The organism is Bacillus sp. PK6-16, assembly GCF_056530295.1.
The window spans coordinates 4,392,189-4,414,750 of sequence record NZ_CP096511.1 but is presented as its reverse complement, the minus strand read 5'-3'; the positions used below and the strand labels follow the sequence as shown (position 1 = coordinate 4,414,750).

The following is a 22,562-nucleotide window of genomic DNA, read 5'->3' as shown; positions in this document are numbered from 1 at the left end:
GTATGGGATTCATACAATTCACTTGAATCCTTCAGAAAACTAATGTAAAGTGGATGATGTTGTCAAAATAGTTACACCACATGAAATATTCTTCAGATTAATTTTATTGGGCTCCCATACGTAAAAGTATTTCCGCATGACAGTTTAGTTCACGTATTATTTCAAAAATGAATTGTAGTAATTTTATTAAGTAGTTGTAGCGTTCCTTTGTTGTATTTAAATGGATTATTTTAAGTTAATGTGAGTAAGACCTGGTACATATGAAATGTACTTCTTTTTGTGGTTTTAGGAAGTTTAAAAGGGGGAATGAATTTCTTGAGGAAATCATTTAATCAAAAAATTAAAAAGTTAAGTAGTAGTTTAATAGTTGTATTACTAATATGTATGAATTTTTTAATCCATTTACCATTTAAAGCAGAGGCAGCTACAACAGAATTAAAAGGTTTAGGTGATGTATCTTATTACAACGCCATCATTTTTGGAGATCATAGTGCAACGAGTGCGGATATTGAAGGTGCGATGGCTGTTCAGAAAAATATGAACGCATCAAGTTATACAGTCGTAGCGGCTGCAACTGGAGCAAATAACTTAGCTGGAGCAACTTGGGTAGATGAAGGATATCCATCATTATTACTAGGCGGTCAATTTACGAAAGCTGGAGCAGGACAGGTAATTATTCAAGATGGAACAGTGGCGATGACAAAAGACGGTGACCCAGATGGCGCAATGAAAACATCGTATGACCGTATCTCTTATAAAGAGCAAGCGGAGATTGATGCTAAGTTTAAAGAATTTAGAAAAGACGTTGATGGTGTAATTGGGGATGCAAGTAAACTACACACTGATAAGCCAAAACCTAATATGAGCTTTGGAATCGGTGAAGATGCAAACAACCCTAATATTTATGTCTCTTCAGGTCAGACGGGAAAGAAAGCATTCGATGTAAAAGACGTTTTTCTTCCGAATGTAGAGAATAAAGATTTTATTGTTATTTATTCAGATGCAGAAGAAGTGAGTTTTGGTGGCGGTGCAATTTTGTATGATACAAGAAATACTGGGATGGCGACGGATTTAATTAATACATCTCAAGCATATGACCCTAATTCATCTTTTACTGAGTTAGCTAGTAAGGTAATTTGGGTATTTCCTAATGCTACAAAGATAACAACTAAAGGTTATGGTGTAGTAGGTAGTGTGTTTGCACCTAATGCAGTTGTAGAAACAAAAGGTGGTTCTATTAATGGACAAGCCTATGTTGGAGGATTACACCAAAGAGATGGTTTTGAGGTTCATAACTTTAAATTTAACTGGCCAAAATGGAATAAACCAGCAGCTGAAAAAGGACATTTACAAATTAAAAAAGTTGATGAAAACGATGAAAATATTGTTTTAAAAGACGCAAAATTTGATGTTATAGACAAAGATAATAACGTTGTGACTACTGTTACAACAAACGAAAAGGGTATTGCGGAAGTTAAAGATTTAACACTTGGTGACTATTTTGTAAAAGAAATAAATGCACCAGAAGGATATATAAAAGTTGATACACCAGTCAAAGTAACAATTGATAATACAAACGTAATTGAACTTGTTATGAAGAATACGAAAAAAGTAGAGAATGGCCAATTTAAATTATTGAAAAAAGATAGTGAATCTGGTCAACTTCTGCCAGGTGCAAAATTTGATGTTATCGATAAAGATGGTAATGTTGTGGAAACAATTGTTACAGGTGATAAAGGCGAAGCCTTATCGAAACAACTTCCAGTTGGAAGCTATACATTAAAAGAAGTAGAAGCACCGAAAGGATATGAATTATCATCTAGTTCAGTTTCTGTTGATGTAAAGGCTAATAAAGTAGTGACTGTAGATGTGGTGAATAAAAAGATCCCCGAAAAAGTAACAGGTCAATTCGAAATTGTGAAAGTAGATGCGGAAGATAAAACGAAAGTATTATCAGACGCAGAATTCGAAGTGTATAAAGACAGCAAGAAAGTAGATACGTTACGAACAGATAAAACTGGTAAAGTAATTTCTCAGAAATTAGAACCAGGAACATACACATTAAAAGAAACGAAAGCACCACAAGGATATAAATTGCTAAAAGAAGAAATTGAAGTCGTTGTGGAAGCAAACAAAGTAGTAGAAGTACAAGTAGAAAACGCAAAAGAACTAGGAAGCTTACAAGTAATCAAAAAGGATTCGGAGAGTGGAAAAGTTCTAGCAGGTGCAGAATTTAAACTGAAAAATGAAGCTGGTCAAGTAGTTGGAGAAGCGAAAACAACGAATAAAGACGGTGTTGTGAAATTCGAAAGCTTAGTGCCAGGAAAGTACACGTTAGAGGAAACGAAAGCGCCGGAAGGTTATAAAGCGCTAGAAGTGACAGTAGAAGTGAACGTTGTAGCGAACGAAGTAGTAAAACAAGAAGTCATGAATGAAAAAGTAATGGGTCAATTCGAAATCGTGAAAGTAGATGCGAATGATAAAACGAAATTGTTATCAGGTGCAGAATTCGAAGTGTATAAAGATGGTAAAAAGGTAGCGGAACTGAAAACAGATGAGAGTGGAAAAGTGATGTCACCGAAATTACCGCTAGGTGAATACACAGTGAAAGAAACGAAAGCACCAGCGGGCTACAAACTTTCAAATAAAGAATGGAAAGTAACAATTCAAAATGAGAAAGAAGTAGTAAAAGTAGAGGCAGAAAACGAAAAAATCTTAGGTTCTCTACAAATTATTAAAATGGATGATAAAGATCAAACGAAACGCTTAGTAGGCGCAGAATTTACATTGAAAGATGCGAAAGGAAATGTTGTAAAAGAAGGAATTACAACAGATAAGTCTGGAACGGTTAAAGTAGACGGACTTGTGCCAGGTGAATATACGTTAGAAGAAACAAAAGCACCAGAAGGTTATGAGTTAACAAAACAAATAATTCATGTAACAGTTGACGGTGAAAAAGTTATTGATGTAAAAGTAACGAACGGTAAGAGCCTTGGTCAATTCGAAATTGTAAAAGTAGATGCGGAAGATAAAACGAAAGTATTATCAGATGCAGAATTCGAAGTGTATAAGGATGGTAAAAAAGTAGATACGTTACGAACAGATAAAACTGGTAAAGTAATTTCTCAGAAATTAGAGCCAGGAACATACAAATTAAAAGAAACGAAAGCACCACAAGGATATAAGTTGTTAAAAGAAGAAATTGAAGTCGTTGTGGAAGCAGACAAAGTAGTAGAAGTACAAATAGAAAACGCAAAAGAACTAGGAAGCTTACAAGTAATCAAAAAGGATGCAGAGAGTGGAAAAGTTCTAGCAGGTGCGGAATTTAAATTAAAGAACGAAGCTGATCAAGTAGTTGGAGAAGCGAAAACAACGAATAAAGACGGCGTTGTGAAATTCGAAAGCTTAGTGCCAGGAAAGTATACGTTAGAAGAAACGAAAGCGCCGGAAGGTTATAAGGCGTTAGAAGTAACAGTAGAAGTAAATGTTGTAGCGAACGAAGTAGTAAAACAAGAAGTTATGAATGAAAAAGTAAAAGAAGAAATTACAGGTCAATTAGAAATTACAAAGGTAGATACTAATAATACAAATAAAACATTAGCAGGCGCAGTGTTTGAAATTTGGAAAGACGGAATAAAAATCGACACATTAACAACAAATAAGAGCGGTAAAGCGACTTCTAAGAAGTTAGAACCAGGAGATTACACTTTAAAAGAAATCCAAGCGCCAGAAGGATATACTTTATCCGATAAGGAAATGAAATTTACGATTTCTAATGAAAAAATTGAAGTTGTAAAGCTTCAAATTACAAATAAAAAAGATACAGATAAAGATCCGGAAAAACCAGGTGAAGGAACAGAGAAGCCTGATGAAGGAACAGGAAAACCAGGTGAAGGAACAGGAAAACCAGGTGAAGGAACAGGAAAACCAGGTGAAGGAACAGGAAAACCAGGTGAAGGAACAGGAAAACCAGGTGAAGGAACAGGAAAACCAGGTGAAGGAACAGGAAAACCAGGTGAAGGAACAGGAAAACCAGGTGAAGGAACAGAGAAGCCAGGTGAAGGAACAGAAAAGCCAGGTGAGGGAGTAGAAAAACCAGGTGAGGGAGTAGAAAAACCTAATTTACCAGAACAAGGACAAGGTTCTTCTAATAATCAACAACTCCCAGCTACAGGACACAATACGAATTACGTTCCATTCATCGGTTTTATGCTTCTGTTACTAGGAATACGTTTAAGATTCATGGCTAAAAATAGTTAACGAATGTATAAAAGGCATCAGAGATATATAATCTCTGATGCCTTTTAAGTGAATACAGATAAAATGAAAATATCTATATGGAATGATAAATATGTTAAGCTTCAATTACGCTAAGCATTCTGTTTATAAATGCAGCTGCGTGAGCACGTTGTGATGGTCCTTTTGGTACGAATTGATTAAATTCATTACCTTTTACAATTCCATATCCATACACTCTTTGTACTTCTTCTTTAGCGTAAATTAAGTTTTGGTCTACGAATGGTAGTTCAACTTGTTTTGCAAAAATACCAGCGTGTTTTAGAGAACGATCGATCATAATAACAGCTTCTTCGCGTGTAATTGTAGTATTTGGATCAAATGTATTATCACCACGTCCGCGGATTATGCCTGCGCTTGCTGCACGATTAATACCGTCTCTTAAAGATGGGTGTACTTGTTCTAAGTCTGTGAAATTAGCATTTCCACTTGGTAATTGTAAAGCACGAGTAATTAATGTAGCAAATTCAGCGCGCGTTACAAGACGTTCTGGGAAGTACTTGCCGTTCCCTTCTCCTTGCATAATGCCTCTAGCTGCTAATTGACGAATGTCTTGTTCATACCATCCACCTGTAATGTCATCAGTTACGGGATTTTTTTGGTTTTCCTTATAGTATGTTTCAGTTCCTTTTAAGAAAGCATCCCATTGTCCGCGTTGAATCATAAACGCAGGGCAGTTTTTTCCTGACCAAAATTGGTGTTTTTGGACCTTATCTAGAGAAATATTTAAGTCGTTCATTAAATAAGCTGCCAATTTACGTGCATTTTCTACCGCTTTTTCATAGTTTCCATCTTGATTAACGGCAATTTCAATTCCGATAGATTCATAGTTTCCAGTTTTATTTCCAGCATGCCATCCAACTTCATTTACTGGAAGATGTTGATAAATTTCTTTATCATCTACTGTGAAATGCCAAGATGCAGCGCGATCAGCTGTTCCGCGTGCTTGATTATCTAAGAATTTTGCATGATTCAGAGCATTAGCACCCTTCGCTGTATTAGCCGTTTCGTGAATCGTAATATATTTAGGCACCATCGGGTAGCCAGGGCGAATATCGTCATTTCCTTTTGGGACAATCATTTCTTTAAATGTAACGCCATAAATATTGTTTGTTTGTAGAGCTTCTGGCGATCTCAATAAACTATTTTTAGCAGTACGACTGTTTTTTAATAATGAAGCTTTTGTACCTTCAAATGTAGCAGAAGGTGCATAAATCCATTTTGCTGTTTCATTTATTTGGACTTTAAACCAATTTCCAGCTTGTTCAGTAGGAGTTATGACTTGTGGCGCTAGTTTTCCTTCTTCTTTAAACGATTGGAACGGAAGTGCATGTATGGAAGCTTCTTCTTTTACGATTAATTTTTGGTTAGATAGTTTATGAATCTCTTGAACTTCTAAGCTATTATCATTGTTATCTATCCATCCAGCGCCAGTTGACGTCGTTATGTAATAAGCATTTCCTTTTTTCTTTGTCGCCGTTACGACTTGTTCTGTAATCTCGATATTCGATTTGTTTTTTAAATCATTCGCGGTATATAATGAATGTTTTTTTGAAGTGTATAGTAGGAATTGGCCAGTAACCTCGATATCTTCTTCATGAGTACTATGCTCATTAACATGTTCTTTAATACTTTTAAAAACTTGATCCTCCGTATATACTTCGGCGGATTTTTCAGCACTCTCTGCAAATGAATAAGTAGGTGCAAGAACAGTTTGTAATGCAAGAGAGAGAGTTAAAACACTATAAAATTTCTTTTTCATATTTGTTTTTAACACATTAGATTATGGAATCTAGTGTTAACAGTCCTCCTTTTTATATTGTATTTTCACTATGTATCGATTTTAACACTAATAAATTTTAACAAGAGAAAATCATGATGTCTATATACATGAGCAATATTCATAAAAAGAATTATTTGAAAAAATGTAAGAGAAACAGGTAAAACCTTCTGTATTGACCTGTAAACGCCCTTCAAGTAAACTAAAGAGAGTTTGCAAATGAAAAGGTGATAATGTTGTTAATTTCAATTAAAACGTTACAAGATGATCGTTTTTTACGTCCGCTACAAAATATTGGCGGCTTATTTTTTGAAGATAGTACGATTGGATTTGAACAAGAGGAAGCAAATCTGATCGTTGATATACACATTGAGGATAATGTGAAAGCATCTGCTCAATTGACGGATGTTAGCACAGGAAATGTGTATGAAGAAACATTCTCGAAAGATTTATCTGCTTTCACAGATGAAAAAGAGCGTATGAAGCAAGTGAAACACGTTGTTTCTTATGTATATCTTTCTGTTCTTCAGCAGTTAACTGGTATTGAACAAAGCTGGGGTATTTTAACGGGAGTACGTCCGACGAAACTTCTTCACAAAATGCTTCAAAATGGTATGTCAAAAGAAGAAGCGCATCAAGAACTTCGTGAAAGTTATTTAATTCATGAAGAGAAAATTGAACTTCTTCAGCGCATTGTTGATTGCCAATTAGCAGTTGTTCCGGATTTATACCGTTTGAAAGAAGAAGTAAGTATTTATATCGGTATTCCGTTCTGCCCAACGAAATGTGCATATTGTACATTCCCGGCCTATGCAATTAATGGACGCCAAGGATCTGTTGATTCGTTCTTAGGTGGTTTACATTATGAAGTTCGTGAAATTGGTAAGTTTTTAAAAGAAAAAGGTGTAAAAGTTACGACGATTTATTACGGCGGCGGTACACCTACAAGTATTACAGCAGAAGAGATGGATATGCTGTATGAAGAAATGTATGAAGCGTTCCCAGATGTGAAAAATGTGCGTGAAGTAACAGTTGAGGCAGGTCGCCCAGATACAATTACGCCAGCAAAGCTAGAAGTGTTAAATAAATGGAATATTGACCGTATTAGTATTAATCCGCAGTCATACCATCAAGAGACACTAAAAGCAATTGGACGTCATCATACTGTAGAAGAAACAATTGAGAAATACCATTTAGCTCGTGAAATGGGAATGAACAATATTAATATGGACTTAATTATTGGTCTTCCTGGTGAAGGGTTAGATATCTTCAAGCATACGTTAGATGAAACAGAAAAGTTAATGCCAGAATCATTAACAGTTCATACGTTATCATTTAAACGTGCTTCTGAAATGACGCAAAACAAACGTAAATATAAAGTAGCAGGTCGCGAAGAAATTACAGCGATGATGCATGAAGCAGAAGAGTGGACGCAAAAGCATAATTACGTACCATATTACCTATATCGTCAAAAGAATATTTTAGGTAACTTAGAGAACGTTGGTTATGCAATGCCGACGCAAGAAAGTATTTACAACATTGTCATTATGGAAGAAGTACAATCAATTATCGGACTTGGTTGTGGTGCATCAAGTAAATTTGTTCACCCGAAGACGGGAGCAATTACGCACTTTGCGAATCCGAAAGATCCAAAATCATATAACGATGGCTTTGTGAAATATACAGAAGATAAACTGAAAATTTTAGAAGAGCTATTTGCATAAGAAGAAAGAGGTTGTTCCGACTCGGAACAACCTCTTTTTTATCCTGTAGGCGGTCCGATTATATCTTATCAGTTTTTGTCGGTAAGTCGATATATTTGAAAAATCGCTGATATAAATTGAGTTGTGGTTGATATATTTCAAGTTACGGTCGATATATCTGGAAAATCGCCGATATAATTTCATTTACCGTCTAGCGGTACCGTATGTAAAACTATGTCGATAATAATCAGAAAAATTAGTCAAATCATTAGAGGACAATGTCTACTTATGGACGAAATGATAGATTTATGAAAGAGAAAAGGGGGAAATTGTTGGCATGTATATGACGATAGGGAGAATTTTTGATTTATCAGTTGGTAAGTATCCAAATAAAGAGGCGTTAGTGGAACCTGAAAAAAATATTCGCTGGACGTATAAACAGTGGGATGAACAAATAAATAAAACAGCGCACGCTCTATTAGAAGAAGGGGTAAGAAAGGGAGATACGGTATCTGTTTACTTATATAATTGCCATGAATTTGTAAACGTTTACTTAGCCTGTGCGAAAATTGGAGCGATCTTTAACCCGATTAATTTCCGCTTAAAAGCAAAAGAAGTATCTTATATTCTTCAGGACGCATCCTCGAAAGTCGTTGTCTTTGAAAAAGCAGTTGAGTCAACTGTTGCTATAATTGAAAGAGATTTTCCAAATACATCTTTTTGGTCTATAGAAAACGATAAACCTTCCTATGCAAGTTCCTACCATGAAAAAGTGAATGAAGCATCTTCTGAGAAAGTAAATATCGAAATTGATGAAATGGATTATTGTTCTATGCTGTATACGAGCGGTACGACAGGTCATCCGAAAGGCGTGTTACACCGCCATCGTGAAATGGCTGAGCATAGTATGATTTGTACGTATTTCCTAAAATATAATAGAGATAGCGTTGGGCTTGTTGTTGCACCTTTATATCACTGTGGTGAATTAAATGCCGGAATCATACCACGCATTCAAGTTGGCGGAAAGAATGTTATTTTGCATCATTTTGATACAGAAACAGTATTACATACGATTCAAGAAGAAAAGATTACGACGTTCTTTGCAGCGCCGACGATGTGGAATATGTTGTTGCAAAAAGATTTAGCTCAGTATGATTTAACGTCAATGAAAATCGGTATATATGGCGGAGCAGCAATGGCACCGGCGTTAGTGAAAGAATGTAAAGAACGTCTTTATATTGATCTTGTTCAAATATACGGAATGACAGAAATGGGGCCAGTTATTGCATTTCTCGTAGAGGAGGATCAAATTACCAAAGCTGGTTCAGCAGGCACGCCATGTTTTAGCCATGAAGTTCGTATTGTGAAATCGAACGAGGATGCACCGGCAGAACCAGATGATGTATTACCTCCTTATGAAGTGGGAGAAATTATTTTACGCGGCCCAACTATGATGGCCGGCTATCATAATCGTGAAGAAGCGAATAAAAAATCGATGTATAAAGGATGGTATCATTCTGGTGATCTAGGCTATTTTGATAAAGACGGTTATTTATTCGTTGCTGATCGTGTTGATGATATGGTAATTAGCGGTGGCGTAAATATTTATCCTCGTGAAATTGAAGATTTCCTTCATAGTCATCCAGGTATATTAGATGTGGCGGTACTTGGCGAGCCAGATGAATTATGGGGAGAGCGTGTTGTGGCAGTTATTGTGAAGAAAGATGAAACAATAACAGAAGCTGATTTAGAAACGTATTGCAAAGAAAGTGATGAACTAGCAGATTATAAACGTCCGCGTCATTATTTATTTGTAGATGAACTCCCTCGTAATGCGAGCGGGAAGTTGCAGAAGTTTGTACTGAGGGAGTCGTTGAAAGGTGCGAAAAAATAGAAAATGAAGGATGCCCCATATCTATGGGGTATCCTTCATTTTTCTGTATTAAACAGAAGAAACAATATCTTTGTTAATTCTCATTTCTTCTTGGTGAAGGTTAATTAGCGCATTTGAAATAAGGTGGAAACACAAAGTGGATGTAATACAAAAAGAAAAGACACCCTAAGGTGCCTTTCTCCGACTTGAACCATTTCATTTCATACGAATCGGAATCTATCCGTATTACCATTACCCCTTTGTTATGAGTGTAAACACACACTATAAAGCAGAATCGTCTATATACACTAGATTGTTAGTTCACAAAAGACAAGAGATTTGAGATCAATATCGAAGTGACGCCACATCCCCTATATTAATTGATATGTTACGCCTTTTAAAAGAATCTGCTTTATAGAACGTGCCCACAAGTTATATTTTACTACATGTAATATTCATTTAGTGTATTTTTTGATGAATATGTATAATTACATAAATTGTATGAAAAAAAAGAGAGTATACTCTAATATTGTGTAATAAAGATGAAGCCCGCCTACGAATAGGGGGCTTTTCTTACTTTTTATAAATATTTATTCCAATTATATTATCAGATGAGTCTAAACGAATATAAACGTCAGCTGATAAAAGGTGTGCATTATATATTCGTTGTTTATATGTTGATATCTCGAAGCGTTTTCCATTTAATTCACATTCTAGAATAATCATATCGCCATGTTCTTTCCAAGTTATTAATTTAGCAGTTGTATTCATATAAACCTCCTCTGAATCATTTTATGAAAATTAATAGAGATAGTGTGAGAAAGGAGTTTATATAACAAAAAAAGACACCTTAAGTGTCTTCTTTGATTACTATAAAAGTCGTTGAATGAAATAGGTTTCTATTTTTATTTGCGTGAAAAGCCTTCTTCATCAAGGTATTCCGCAGCTTCTGGATAAGAGTTGAATGTACCGTCTAAGTTTACACCAGCGTACACGTTCCACATGTCATCCTCTGAAATAAGAGTAAGAATATGACCATCTTCGTTCTGCCATTCTTCTTCTTTCGCAGGTTCTACAGGTGCTACTACTTCTTCTTGTGATAGAAGGTCAATTGATTTCTCAATTACTGAACGTAACTCCTCTGCTGAAAACTCACGGATGTTAACCATGCCTTTATCATCTGTTTTATAACCTTTAATACCGCTTGCATATACAAATCCATTTCCATTTGGGTGTAAATGAAATACAACGTTCTTTTTATCTAAACGACTTTCTTCAAAGTGGAAGTTTACACGTTTTAATGATACGTTCTTTCTTTCTAGTTCTGGGAAAGATTCAATAATCGATAATTTTTCTTCAAAAGTTAGCATAGTGCCTCCAAGTATATAGTAAAAGATTTAATTTGTTCATTATAGCATAGTTGCAATTGTTTCCAAAGATAAGGGGAAAACTTTTCGTTGAATACGTTTACGTCACGAGAATGTAAAAAGTGAGCTAACGAATGTATCTTTTTAGGTGTACAATGGAACATGGACTTTATACAAAGGTGTTTTTTTTATGTTTCAAAAAATAGCAAAGGAATGTTTGGCAGGATTTACTGTTGCGATTGTTGCGTTACCACTTGCGATTGCATTTGGTATTGCCGCGACAGGAACGTCTGAGGGAGCGCTTGTTGGATTGTATGGTGCGATTTTTGCAGGTTTATTCGCAGCGTTATTTGGCGGGACACCTGGGCAAGTAACAGGACCAACTGGACCAATTACCGTTATTGCAACAGGAGTTATTGCGACGCACGGGTTAGAGGCAAGTTTTATTGCCTTTATGATGGCAGGGTTATTTCAAATTTTATTCGGTGTATGTAAGCTCGGTTCTTACGTTCGATATATTCCGTATCCTGTCGTTTCGGGATTTATGAATGGTATTGCATTAATCATTATTTTAGGCGAAATAAAGCACGTACAAAATAGTTTTTTACTTGTTGTGTTAACGATTATTGTAATGATTGTTTCTGGCAAATGGATTAAGGCGATTCCGTCTAGTTTAGTAGCACTAGTCGGTGTGACAGCTTTGCTTCCTTTATTTTCTTCCTTACTCGAAGGACTTACAGTAAAGTTACCGATTATCGGAAATCTTTCACTAAATAAAGTAATTGAAAAGATTGGAACCATTCCAGAAGCGATACCTACGCTTCATATTCCATCTTTAGGTGGAACAGGAATAGCAGCACTTATTTTACCAGCGCTTAGTATTGCTTTATTAGGATCGATTGACTCGTTGTTAACATCGGTCGTAATGGATAATGTGACAGGTACACGTCATAAAAGTAATAAAGAGCTCGTTGGACAAGGTATCGGTAATATGATGAGCGGATTGTTTGGCGGATTAGCAGGTGCAGGTGCGACTGTAAGGTCTATCGTGAATATAAGAAGTGGCGGTAAAACGGCACTTTCGGCATGTATGCATAGTGTTATCTTATTTATTTTTATTATGGGTCTTGGTTCGGTCGTACAATATATTCCACTTGCTGTATTATCAGGTATTTTAATTTTAACTGGTATTGGAATGTTCGATTGGGGAAGCATGAAAAAGATGCATGTCGCTCCTAAAGGTGATGTCGTTGTTATGCTCGTAACGATGATTGTAACGGTGAAGTTCGATTTAATGATTGCTGTTGCATTCGGTATTATTCTTTCGTTCATCATATATATGGTGAAATGTAAAGAACGCAAAACTTCTATCGTAAAAGAAAAAGAAGAAACGTACACAATTCAAGGACCGCTCTCTTTCCTATCAGTAGATCGTATTTTCTCTACTTTACAAGATGTGAAGTCACCGGTTGTTTTACGTATGAAAGATGTGCGTTATATGGATGTATCAGGAGCTATGGCATTATTAAATTTTGTTGAGCAATCAAATAAAGTAGGAGCAAGTGTAAAGCTTGAGCAAGTACATCCGAGTATTGAAAAAACAATCGCAGTAATGGCAAGCGATGAACAGAAAGAGCAATTGAAAATTTTAAGTGTTTAGATGGTAATTAGAATATCTCACAATCTTACATAAATTATAATGTAGAGTTGTGGGATATTTTTATAATGTTTTTAGTAATATGTATCGCAGTGATAGAGAGGAAGGGCTCTTTTTGCGTAACAGAAACGGTTATAGTGTGTACATATATAATGGAAGGAATTAGAAAAAATATTGTGAAGAGACAGGCTTAAATGGGTTCTCTTTTCTATTTTGAAAAAAAAACCAAGTATTCAACCTATAATAAATTTGTTATGATAACCAATGGGATAAAGTGAATTCCTATCGTTTAAAACAATATGTTTGAGAGTATATGTATAAAAGAAAAGAGAAAAAATATGAATAAAACATTTGTAAAAGGAGCAGCAATTTTAACCATTACAACTTTTTTGTCGAAATTGCTGGGTAGTTTTTTTCAAATTCCATTACAAAATATTGCAGGAGATGAAGTGCTCGGTATTTTCCGCCTTGTTTTTCCTGTATATATGATTGCTCTTACATTATCGGTAGCCGGAGTTCCACTTGCAATTTCGAAACTAATTGCAGAGTTGAACGAAAAAAATAAGCAAAAGGAAATTGCGAAATTATTTAAATCAGCGTCAATTATTGGGATAGCATTTGGCGTTTTCGGCTGTTTAGTCATTGTATTATTTTCTATTGAAATTGCAAATATGCTTGGTGGACAAGAAACTAGAATGCCGTTGCTTATTACTTCATTAGCGTTACTCATTGCGCCATACATGGCGGTGTATAGAGGGTATTTTCAAGGTTTCGGTGATATGAAACCAACAGGGGTATCACAGGTCATTGAGCAATTTGTACGTGTGTTTTTTATGTTAATAATTGCTTACATACTAGTATCATGGGATAAGAGTAATACTGTTATTACTAGTGGTGCGATGGTTGGCTCTTTTCTTGGAGTCATTAGTTCGCTTATATATTTGCGTATAAAATATAATAGAAGTCCATACTACAATAAAAGCAATTCCTATTCGCTCCGAGATTTAAGAGAAAACGGCAAAAAGATATTGCGGGTATCGATCCCAATTGCTATTGGAGCTTTATCAATGCCACTTTTAAATTTAGTAGACTCGCTTACAATACCGCATGTATTACAAGGATCATCAACAGAAATTCAAGAACAATTTGGAATATACAGTCGCGGTTTTGCATTCACGCAAATAATTGTTATTTTTGCAAGCGCAATTGTATTTCCGTTAATACCACTCTTAACTTCCGCATTGGCCAAAAGAGATATAAATTTGGCGAAAATAACAATTCAAAATACAAATCGACTAGCGCATGTTTTGACAGCACCGTTAACAATATGGTTGATGGCATTAACAGTACCGTTAAATGTCGGATTGTTCACAGATGTAAAAGGCAGTAGTATGTTAACAGTTATGATTGGCAGTTCGTATTTTACTGCGGTTATGGTATTATCAATAGGTGTTTTACAGGGCATTAACCGTTCTGCACAAGCTGCATGGATTGTTATTGGTGCGAGTTGTGTGAAAGTCGTGTTAAACATAATGTTCGTGCAGAAGTTTGGCATAGATGGAGCGGCGTATAGTACATTAATTACTTACGTATTGATTTGTATTGTAAATCATTTGTATATTCGAAGCTATATTGCCTATTCTATTCATTTAAAAAGCTTTTTTGGTGTGCTAGCAATAGCATGTATTTTGGGACTAGGATTGTATGAATTATGTAATGTGATAAATATTACATCTTCAAGAATTATGACGTTATTATTCAGTGGTATAGCATTAAGTATTACAACCATTTTGTATGGTGTATGTGCTTTGAAATTAAAATGGATATCAATAAACAAAATACCATTTTTAAAAAGATAAATATAGAAATTTAATTTTTTATTATAATTCATATGAACTGATAAAGAGGAAACTATGTAGGGTATCAAGTGTTTAGGTAAGGAATGGGTACTAGTTTATGTTAGATGAAATAAACGGTTACCTAGTTTTGGAGGAGATTTAGGGTGCGTTTAGTCTTATCAGGATATTATGGTTTTTATAATGTTGGAGACGAGGCGATTCTACAATCAATTATTGAATCGTTAAGTAAAGAGAACCCGGATATAGAACTAGTAGTACTATCAAATGATTCTAAATATACAAAGGAAATGTATGGTGTAGAATCGGTAGATCGCTGGGATATAAAAGCTGTTTATCATGCAATCAAAAACAGTGATGGAGTTATTAGCGGTGGCGGGAGCCTTCTTCAAGATCAGACAAGTACGAAGAGTATTCTATATTATACGGGTGTTATGGGACTCGCTCGATTATTAAAAAAGCCGTATTATATTTATTCACAAGGAATAGGTCCAATTACAAAAGGATATAATCGTCTATTAGTAAAATGGAACTTGTCAAAAGCTTCCTATGTATCAGTTCGAGATGAGGATTCGTTTTTATATTTAAAAGAACTTGGCATAAAAAACGATATTGAAATTGTTCCAGACCCTGTTTTAACATGGAAACGGACAAAACAATCGGATTGGTTGCAAAAGCATTCGATACATGGAAAAGTAATTGCGGTTAGTGTGCGTTATTGGAATGCGAAAGAAGATTATATAAAAAAATTAGCTGCGGCATTAAAAAAATTAAAGCAAGAAGGATACCAAATTCTATTTGTTCCAATGCATGAGCCATTTGATCAAAAAGCTTCGCGTGAAGTAGTAGACTTAATGGGAGAAGAGACGTATATGCTTCCATATAAAATGGATATCGACGAGAAAATATTCATTTTATCACAATGTTCATTACTAATTGGTATGCGGCTTCATGCACTAGTTTTTTCTGCTGTAGCCAAAACTCCAATGGTCGGGATTTCATACGATCCGAAAATTGATTCGTTTTTAAGTCAAGTGAATCAGCCAGTTATAGGAAGTGTGGATGGCGAATGGAGTGCTGAATATTTATATGAAATTGCGAAAAAGCAATTAATGCAACAAGGAACTGTGCAGCAAGAGTTACAATTGACAATAGATGAGCTTCGGTTGCAAGGCAAACAGGCAACAAAGAAACTCATTGATCATATGGAAAAAGGCACTTTATTAAAAAAGTAAAGTGTCTTTTATTTTGTTTTGAATGTAATGAAAATTCAAATTAAAAAACGTTTTATTTTAATTCCTATTTATTATGCTAAAATGATTGTGATTATTATATAATCAAATTTGTGATAATAAATTCGTAGATTACGAGGAGGATAACCTTGAAGACTTTTTCAAAAGGTATAACAGCAGTGGCATTAACGGGATCATTACTTTTAACTCCTATTTCAAGTTATGCGGCAAATGATGATATTACAGGACATATGTTTGAGACGAATATGCGCTCACTTATTACTAAAGGAGTTTTAATGGGGTATGGAGACAATGTATATGCGCCTGATAAATTAGTAACAAGAGCAGAGTTTGCTACATTCATAGCGAGGGCTTTAAATTTACCGAAAGCTGATTCGAATTTCGAGGATGTGCCGAAGACTTACGGTTTATATGATGGTGTAAGTAGAGCATATGGAGCGAAAATTATTAATGGTCGTACGAACGAGACGTTCTCACCAAATGATGTGATTACACGTGAAGAAATGTCGATAATGGTAAAGCGAGCGTTAGACTATAAAAATATTAAAGTAGCTGTAAGTCCGCTTACCTTTACTGATAAAGATAGTATTAACTATAAAGAGCATGTGCAAGTTATGGTGGCTACTCAAATTATTAAAGGGTATCCAGAAGATAATACATTTAGACCACATTTATCAGCTACAAGAGGGATGGCTTCAGCTATGTTGGATCGCATGCTTCAGACGATTGAAAAAAACGGAAATAGCAATCCTGTAGAAACTAAGAAATATGTCGTGACAAATGTAAGAGAAAACGGAACAGAGCAAGAAGTAGAGCGCTATAATACGTATAAAGAAGCGGTTACCGCTGCTCAAAATAAAGGTATGAATGCGGTAAAATACGAGAACGAATTTTTATGGATTAAAGATGGTTTTGCAAGTGCGAAAAGAATAACTGGGCAAAACATCATTAATATTTATGATGAGAATTTATCAACAGTATATACGTATATTCAGTATGGAACAGAATTGAAAGTGTTAGAAGTTGGCGAAGATCGTGTGAAAGTTCAACTTTCTGGTTTGACAGGTTATGTGAAGAAGAATGAAATCACTTTAATTCCTACCAATGAAATGAAACAGTCGTCTTATTATGTGAAATCAGATGGATATTTATACCATAAATATTATACATATAATACAAGTTCACCTGGATATACAGAATTTAGATATGGTGTGGCACCTTCTTTCATGAAGCAAGGACAGCAAATGTATAGTGTAGATGGAAAGACATTTGGAGACGAAACTTTCTATCAATATTTCAATTATTTATCATTACGTTCGAAAACAGATTATACAGCTGAACAACTAGATAGTTATGTGAAATCGATTAAGCCAGACTCTCCATTAATTGGTTTAGGAAAGAAATTTAAAGAAGTAGAAAGCAAGTATAATGTAAATGCATTATTCTTATATTCATTAGCAATTCATGAAAGTTATTATGGAACAAGCGCTCTTGCAAAAGACAAAAATAATTTATTTGGTTTAAAAGCAACAGACGATAGTCCATATGGTAACGGGGAAGCATTCAATTCAAAAGAAGATTGTATTGAACATGCAGCAAAATTATACATGAATGAAGGATATTTAAATCCAGGACATTGGCGTTATACAGCAACATATACAGGTGATAAAGCTGCTGGTTTAAATGCGAAATATGCATCTGATGCGAACTGGGGTAAAAAAGTAGCGGGGCATATGAACCGTTTTGATTCTTATTTAGGTAAAAAAGAATACAACAAGTACAAACTTGCACGTGTGATGAATAACGTGGAAGTGAAAAAGAATCCTAGTATATCAAATGAGCGACTGTATCGTTTAAATACAAATGTAGTTGTCACAGTTACTGGTGAAGAAATAATAAATGGAAAAGCGTGGGTTAAAGTTATTTCAGATAATCCTACTGTAACAGAAGCGTATATTGCAAAAGAAAGCTTAGAGTACGTAAAACATTAATTAAATAAAAAAGAAGGTGCTACTAATATTTCGTAGCACCTTCTTTTTATTCAATTTCAAAATCAACAATGATATAAGCGAGTATCACAACGAAGAAAATACTAACGGCTGGTGCTGTTAATACGTGGCCAGACATAAAGCCAATGCCAAGTGATAGAATGAGTGTGCTCGCTAATAGCATATACTTTACGCTCATGATTTTCTTAAAGTTTGTGATCATGCGGATGAATAATTTAATACCAAAGTATAGAAACGGTATTAAATAAATAAGGAAACCGACAATTCCAAATGCGAAAAATAGGTCATGGAAGTCCATTTCAATTAATTTAATTTTATCTGTGTAGTTACCAGCATAACCCATTCCGAATAGTTTTTGTGAAAGCGGTGCGTCTTTATAGTACTGTTTGTATGTTTTTAAGAATTTGTCGCGATCGCTGTAAATTAAACTTTTTACTTCAGAATCTGTAAGTTCACCTTTTGCATGTTTTTTTGCATCTTCTGGATCTTCTTTAATTACTTTTCCTTCTTTTCGATCTTTCTCTTCTTGTACTGATTTTTTGTATTCGTATATTTGCATGTGAATGCCCATATTTTTTGCGATAGGAGTATGTGGTGTAAGAGCAATTAAACCTCCTAGTATAACAGCGGCAACAACGGTATTTACAATATGTGTGAATCCTTTTCCTTCTTTTTTACGATTTATCATATATTCAATGAATGAGAAGAAAAGTGCTACGCCTAATGTAATAACAATTGCGCCATATCCGACTTTCGTTCCGACCATAATACTTGCATACATCGCAAGTATTGTTGGAATCCAGTAATATATTTTTGAGAAAGAAGTTGTTTTATGAATCGAATATAAGACAATGATTGGGAACATAATGGCGAAAAGAGAACTTAAATCATTTCCAGCGAAGAACCAACCTCTTGAACCGATTTTTGAGTGCGGATAGCTTGGGAAATCCGTTCCAGTTTGCATTGCGACAATCATTGTGATGCTTAAAATTAAAGTTGCATATAAGAAATATGTAATGATTTTATGAAATACATACTCTTTATTTTTTAGCTCTTTAAAGGCGATAATATATCCAAACAGTAGCACAATTGGATATACGCTCTTTAAGATAAATTTAACTTCTTCTCCAAATGAAACTGGAGATTTAACCATCATATTATTTACAAGACCGATTGCGAGTGCGATTCCGAGTAAACATAAATAGAAGATGTACTTTTTCGCATCTTGTTGTTTGTGATGAAGAAGTAGGTATCCTAATGCAAGAAGCATAAAGGCGAAACGGACTACAACTCCAACTGTTGCGCTCATGTGTAGTATATAGATTGAAAAAGATGTTAATAAATCTAAAATTGGTTGAAACACAATGAATAGCAATAGGAAATGTGGGAAGTAGTTATCCGTTTGTTTCAACTTATTAACCATATGTTCCTCCAGTTCTTCATTCCTTTATTACAACACCCAAAAGATGGGTATAAAGCCTTTTTTACATAGTAAGGCGAATGAATTTCAATATTTGTTTTTTTATCAAACTTAAGAATACACCATTTCATTGTAATGGTAAATAGATGAAAAGCATGGATAAACCGACTTTAATTTCTATATTTTTCAACGGAATTGTATGTTTTATACGGTATATGTACAAATTGCGAGATTATTAGACAGAAAATTGAGAAAAAAGAAGGATTTTTCAGTGGTTTTCTATAATTATATAAGTATAATCTTTATGGAGAAAAGAGGGGTATATATAATGGAAATAACAAGTAAAACAGAATCTGTCGTTGTGAAATATGAAGGGCACGTTGCAACGGTTATGGTCAACCGCCCAGAGGTGTTAAATGCGTTAGATGAGCCGACCTTAAAAGAGTTATTACAAAAGTTGAAAGAAGTAGCGGAAAGTTCTGCGCATATCGTTGTGTTATGCGGGAACGGTCGTGGTTTTTCTGCGGGTGGGGATATTAAATCGATGCTTTCAAGTAATGATGAAAGTAAGTTTGATGGTATTATGAATACCATTTCTGAAGTTGTCGTGACATTATATACGATGCCAAAGCTTGTTATTAGTGCAATTCATGGACCAACTGCAGGTCTTGGATTAAGTATTGCGTTAACAGCTGATTATGTAATGGCGGATATATCATCTGTTATTGCGATGAACTTTATTGGAATCGCTTTAATTCCAGATGGAGGCGGTCATTTCTTCCTTCAAAAGCGCGTCGGTGAAAATATGACGAAGCAAATTATTTGGGAAGGCAAGAAATTATCAGCGACAGAAGCGCTTGATATCGGCTTAATTGATGAAGTAATCGGCGAAGATTTCCAAACGGCTGTGAAGCAGAAGATTAATGAATGGTCACAAAAACCGATTAAAGCAATGATTCAAACGAAGCAAATTTTGTGTGAAGTAAATCGCTCTAATTTAGAGCAAACATTGCAATTAGAAAAGCGTGGTCAATATGCAATGAGACAAACAGCGGATCATAAAGAAGGTATTGCTGCGTTTTTAGAGAAACGTTTACCAGCATTTAAAGGGGAATAAAGTTTGTCCATTCCTCACTGATTATTAGCTCGTTAATTCGGGATAAAGGGGAGAAAGTGCTAACACATTTTAGTATAATTGTGTTAGCACTTTTTTTTAGGAGTAATACATGAAGAGAATGATTGGTGTTATCACTATTATTTTGCTTACATATTCTGCTTTGCATAGTACACCATCTTTGGCAGTTCGGACTGCGTTATTTTTTGAGGGACATCCAAGTGTTGCATTTTCTGACGGGGTGACGAAAGAAAAAGATGTGAAAAAAGAAGCGATTCCAGATGAGTATCAAACTCTATATGGTAAGGACGAAGACTTAGAGCACTATTTCTTTCCGCATGTAAGAGCACATGGATCAGGAATTGATATGTTAAGTGCATGCGTGAAGAAAAAATGGTTTTTCTATAAAGCAGAGCTGGGATGTTATTAAATATAGGAGGATGAATGATGTCAGCATATAACAAGTTAGTAAGAGATCGTGTTCCAGAGAAGATTTTAATGTCTGGAAAAACATATACAGCACAAAAATTAACAGGTCAAGCCTACATACAAGCTTTAGCGAAAATTGGAACGGAAGAAATTCGTGAATTTGCTTCTATGAAAGAACGCGAACATGCACTAGATTCTCTTGCAGATGCGCTAGAGGTTATCATTTCATTAGCACGTGCAGAAGGTGCATCGATTGAAGATGTGGAACGCCTTCGTAAGCAAAAAGAGATAGAGCGCGGTGGATTTGAAAGAGGTATTTATTTATTAGATGTTTCAGAAGAATAGTTTTATAGGAAAAGCATAGCGTTACTGAGTAACGCTATGCTTTCTTGTTGCAATGAAGCTAATAATGAAGAAGATAGCTGTTAATATCCAGCCGATTGTAATAGAAGTAGTAGTATGAATGGCATAAGAGATTTGTAAACAAAATAATGATGCTAAAAACCAAATGAGTGCAATGTGTATATATTTTTTTGATATATTCATATTTCAGGACTCCTTTTGTATACTAAAAAGAATTTTACTACAATTTAGAAAATTAGGCCATATAAGTAGAGGTTTTCTGGCGAATTTTGTATACTGAATAGTAGAGAAAATGAGGAGGAAACGACAATGGCACACCATACGAAAGAAACGATGGAACTGATTAAGGAGCTTGTCTCTATTCCGAGTCCATCTGGAAATACAGCAAAAATTATTAATTTCATTGAAAACTATGTCAGTGAGTGGAACGTAGAAACGAAACGTAATAATAAGGGAGCTCTTATTTTAACGGTAAAAGGGAAGAATGATGCGCAGCACCGCTTATTAACGGCACACGTTGATACGTTAGGTGCGATGGTGAAAGAAATTAAGCCTGACGGTCGCCTGAGTCTTTCTATGATTGGTGGATTTCGCTGGAACTCTGTAGAAGGCGAATATTGCGAAATTGAAACATCAAGTGGCAAGACGTATACAGGAACGATTTTAATGCATCAAACATCTGTACATGTATATAAAGATGCAGGTGAAGCAAAACGCGATGAGAAAAATATTGAAGTTCGTATTGATGAACGCGTATTTTCAGCTGATGAAGTACGCGAATTAGGAATTGAAGTAGGAGACTTCGTTTCATTTGATCCGCGTGTTCAAATTACAGAGAGTGGATACATAAAATCCCGTCATTTAGATGACAAAGTAAGTGTTGCGATTTTATTAAAATTAATTAAAAGATTACAAGATGAAAACGTAACATTACCATATACGACGCATTTCTTAATTTCTAATAATGAAGAGATTGGATACGGTGGTAATTCTAACATTCCTGAAGAAACTGTTGAATACTTAGCAGTTGATATGGGAGCGTTAGGTGATGGACAAGCATCTGATGAATATACAGTATCTATTTGTGCAAAAGACTCTAGCGGCCCGTATCATTACGCACTGCGTAAACATTTAGTAGAGCTTGCGAAAACGAATCATATTGAATATAAAGTAGATATTTATCCATACTACGGATCTGATGCATCAGCTGCGATCCGTGCGGGATTTGATGTGAAACATGCTTTAATTGGAGCGGGTATTGATTCTTCTCACGCATTTGAACGTACACATGAAAGTTCTATTGCGCATACAGAAGCATTAGTGTATGCATATGTAATGTCTAATTTAATTGAAGAATAATTTCATAGATAATAGAGAGCTGATTAAAGATATTATTTTTAATCAGCTTTTTATTTGGCAAAGCGATTAGGAGACATGTTCTA

Annotated in this window: 16 protein-coding genes; 11 read left to right on the top strand and 5 right to left on the bottom strand. The window is 35.1% G+C overall.

Translation table 11 applies throughout. From position 1 onward, the window contains the following. The first annotated feature begins 315 nt into the window (after window positions 1-315). Window positions 316-4,260: a SpaA isopeptide-forming pilin-related protein gene (locus tag M1D66_RS22675; RefSeq protein WP_242554842.1), complete on the top strand. Its 3,945-nt coding sequence runs from the start codon at window positions 316-318 to the stop codon at window positions 4,258-4,260. A gap of 94 nt (window positions 4,261-4,354) precedes the next feature. Here M1D66_RS22675 and M1D66_RS22670 read toward each other — a convergent pair whose 3' ends face one another. After that, on the bottom strand, window positions 4,355-6,058 hold the full coding sequence (locus M1D66_RS22670; RefSeq protein ID WP_242554841.1) for an S-layer homology domain-containing protein: 1,704 nt from the start codon (window positions 6,056-6,058) through the stop codon (window positions 4,355-4,357). 251 nt (window positions 6,059-6,309) lie between these two features. On the opposite strand from M1D66_RS22670, the gene M1D66_RS22665 reads away from it, so the two are divergent. Together M1D66_RS22665 and M1D66_RS22660 are read left to right on the top strand one after the other, a co-directional pair. Then, complete coding sequence (locus M1D66_RS22665) at window positions 6,310-7,800, top strand: coproporphyrinogen III oxidase (RefSeq protein WP_002164625.1); 1,491 nt, start codon at window positions 6,310-6,312, stop codon at window positions 7,798-7,800. A 316-nt stretch (window positions 7,801-8,116) separates the two neighbouring features. Beyond that, a complete protein-coding gene (locus M1D66_RS22660; protein ID WP_242554840.1) occupies window positions 8,117-9,673 on the top strand; it encodes a fatty acid--CoA ligase in 1,557 nt (518 codons plus the stop codon). Window positions 9,674-10,225: 552 nt separating this feature from the next. Here M1D66_RS22660 and M1D66_RS22655 read toward each other — a convergent pair. Both M1D66_RS22655 and M1D66_RS22650 read right to left on the bottom strand, forming a co-directional pair. Further along, the gene (locus M1D66_RS22655; protein WP_001098262.1) at window positions 10,226-10,423 is read right to left on the bottom strand and encodes a hypothetical protein; all 198 of its coding nucleotides are present in this window, start codon (window positions 10,421-10,423) and stop codon (window positions 10,226-10,228) included. A gap of 134 nt (window positions 10,424-10,557) precedes the next feature. Continuing rightward, entirely contained in the window at window positions 10,558-11,022 is a 465-nt protein-coding gene (locus tag M1D66_RS22650) for a hypothetical protein (protein ID WP_000954998.1), read from the bottom strand. 187 nt (window positions 11,023-11,209) lie between these two features. Here M1D66_RS22650 and M1D66_RS22645 point away from each other — a divergent pair, with 187 nt between their 5' ends. The 4 genes from M1D66_RS22645 (at window position 11,210) to M1D66_RS22630 (ending at window position 17,776) form a co-directional block, all read left to right on the top strand. Then, a complete protein-coding gene (locus M1D66_RS22645) occupies window positions 11,210-12,679 on the top strand; it encodes a SulP family inorganic anion transporter (protein WP_242554839.1) in 1,470 nt (489 codons plus the stop codon). A 335-nt stretch (window positions 12,680-13,014) separates the two neighbouring features. Beyond that, on the top strand, window positions 13,015-14,535 hold the full coding sequence (locus M1D66_RS22640; RefSeq protein ID WP_006919753.1) for a putative polysaccharide biosynthesis protein: 1,521 nt from the start codon (window positions 13,015-13,017) through the stop codon (window positions 14,533-14,535). Between the two features lie 143 nt (window positions 14,536-14,678). Further along, a complete protein-coding gene (csaB, locus tag M1D66_RS22635) occupies window positions 14,679-15,767 on the top strand; it encodes a polysaccharide pyruvyl transferase CsaB (protein ID WP_242554838.1) in 1,089 nt (362 codons plus the stop codon). A 146-nt stretch (window positions 15,768-15,913) separates the two neighbouring features. Continuing rightward, on the top strand, window positions 15,914-17,776 hold the full coding sequence (locus M1D66_RS22630; RefSeq protein WP_000847506.1) for an S-layer homology domain-containing protein: 1,863 nt from the start codon (window positions 15,914-15,916) through the stop codon (window positions 17,774-17,776). A gap of 46 nt (window positions 17,777-17,822) precedes the next feature. On the opposite strand, the gene M1D66_RS22625 is transcribed toward M1D66_RS22630, so the two are convergent. Then, window positions 17,823-19,217, bottom strand: a complete 1,395-nt coding sequence (locus M1D66_RS22625; protein ID WP_086385380.1) for an O-antigen ligase family protein — start codon at window positions 19,215-19,217, stop codon at window positions 17,823-17,825. Between the two features lie 301 nt (window positions 19,218-19,518). On the opposite strand from M1D66_RS22625, the gene M1D66_RS22620 reads away from it, so the two are divergent. The 3 genes from M1D66_RS22620 to M1D66_RS22610 all read left to right on the top strand — a co-directional run bounded on the left by M1D66_RS22620 (window position 19,519) and on the right by M1D66_RS22610 (window position 21,102). After that, window positions 19,519-20,331 carry an enoyl-CoA hydratase gene (locus M1D66_RS22620; protein ID WP_001999174.1) on the top strand — a complete coding sequence of 271 codons (813 nt, stop codon included), beginning with the start codon at window positions 19,519-19,521 and terminating at the stop codon, window positions 20,329-20,331. 109 nt (window positions 20,332-20,440) lie between these two features. Then, window positions 20,441-20,758, top strand: a complete 318-nt coding sequence (locus tag M1D66_RS22615) for a hypothetical protein (protein ID WP_000827122.1) — start codon at window positions 20,441-20,443, stop codon at window positions 20,756-20,758. A 17-nt stretch (window positions 20,759-20,775) separates the two neighbouring features. Further along, entirely contained in the window at window positions 20,776-21,102 is a 327-nt protein-coding gene (locus M1D66_RS22610; RefSeq protein WP_001277350.1) for a nucleoside triphosphate pyrophosphohydrolase, read from the top strand. Window positions 21,103-21,123: 21 nt separating this feature from the next. Here M1D66_RS22610 and M1D66_RS22605 read toward each other — a convergent pair whose 3' ends face one another. Then, window positions 21,124-21,303 (bottom strand): hypothetical protein, encoded by a 180-nt coding sequence (locus M1D66_RS22605; RefSeq protein ID WP_001027085.1) that lies wholly within the window; start codon window positions 21,301-21,303, stop codon window positions 21,124-21,126. Between the two features lie 126 nt (window positions 21,304-21,429). On the opposite strand from M1D66_RS22605, the gene M1D66_RS22600 reads away from it, so the two are divergent. Further along, window positions 21,430-22,479, top strand: a complete 1,050-nt coding sequence (locus M1D66_RS22600) for a M42 family metallopeptidase (RefSeq protein WP_000930085.1) — start codon at window positions 21,430-21,432, stop codon at window positions 22,477-22,479. The last annotated feature ends 83 nt before the right edge of the window (window positions 22,480-22,562 follow it).

Bases quoted from the DNA above. Each gene is read 5' to 3' on its own strand.
- M1D66_RS22670 (WP_242554841.1), bottom strand. From the start codon at position 6,058: ATGAAAAAGAAATTTTATAGTGTTTTAACTCTCTCTCTTGCATTACAA.
- M1D66_RS22665 (WP_002164625.1), top strand. From the start codon at position 6,310: ATGTTGTTAATTTCAATTAAAACGTTACAAGATGATCGTTTTTTACGT.
- M1D66_RS22660 (WP_242554840.1), top strand. From the start codon at position 8,117: ATGTATATGACGATAGGGAGAATTTTTGATTTATCAGTTGGTAAGTAT.
- M1D66_RS22655 (WP_001098262.1), bottom strand. From the start codon at position 10,423: ATGAATACAACTGCTAAATTAATAACTTGGAAAGAACATGGCGATATG.
- M1D66_RS22650 (WP_000954998.1), bottom strand. From the start codon at position 11,022: ATGCTAACTTTTGAAGAAAAATTATCGATTATTGAATCTTTCCCAGAA.
- M1D66_RS22645 (WP_242554839.1), top strand. From the start codon at position 11,210: ATGTTTCAAAAAATAGCAAAGGAATGTTTGGCAGGATTTACTGTTGCG.
- M1D66_RS22640 (WP_006919753.1), top strand. From the start codon at position 13,015: ATGAATAAAACATTTGTAAAAGGAGCAGCAATTTTAACCATTACAACT.
- M1D66_RS22625 (WP_086385380.1), bottom strand. From the start codon at position 19,217: ATGGTTAATAAGTTGAAACAAACGGATAACTACTTCCCACATTTCCTA.
- M1D66_RS22620 (WP_001999174.1), top strand. From the start codon at position 19,519: ATGGAGAAAAGAGGGGTATATATAATGGAAATAACAAGTAAAACAGAA.
- M1D66_RS22615 (WP_000827122.1), top strand. From the start codon at position 20,441: ATGAAGAGAATGATTGGTGTTATCACTATTATTTTGCTTACATATTCT.
- M1D66_RS22610 (WP_001277350.1), top strand. From the start codon at position 20,776: ATGTCAGCATATAACAAGTTAGTAAGAGATCGTGTTCCAGAGAAGATT.
- M1D66_RS22605 (WP_001027085.1), bottom strand. From the start codon at position 21,303: ATGAATATATCAAAAAAATATATACACATTGCACTCATTTGGTTTTTA.
- M1D66_RS22600 (WP_000930085.1), top strand. From the start codon at position 21,430: ATGGCACACCATACGAAAGAAACGATGGAACTGATTAAGGAGCTTGTC.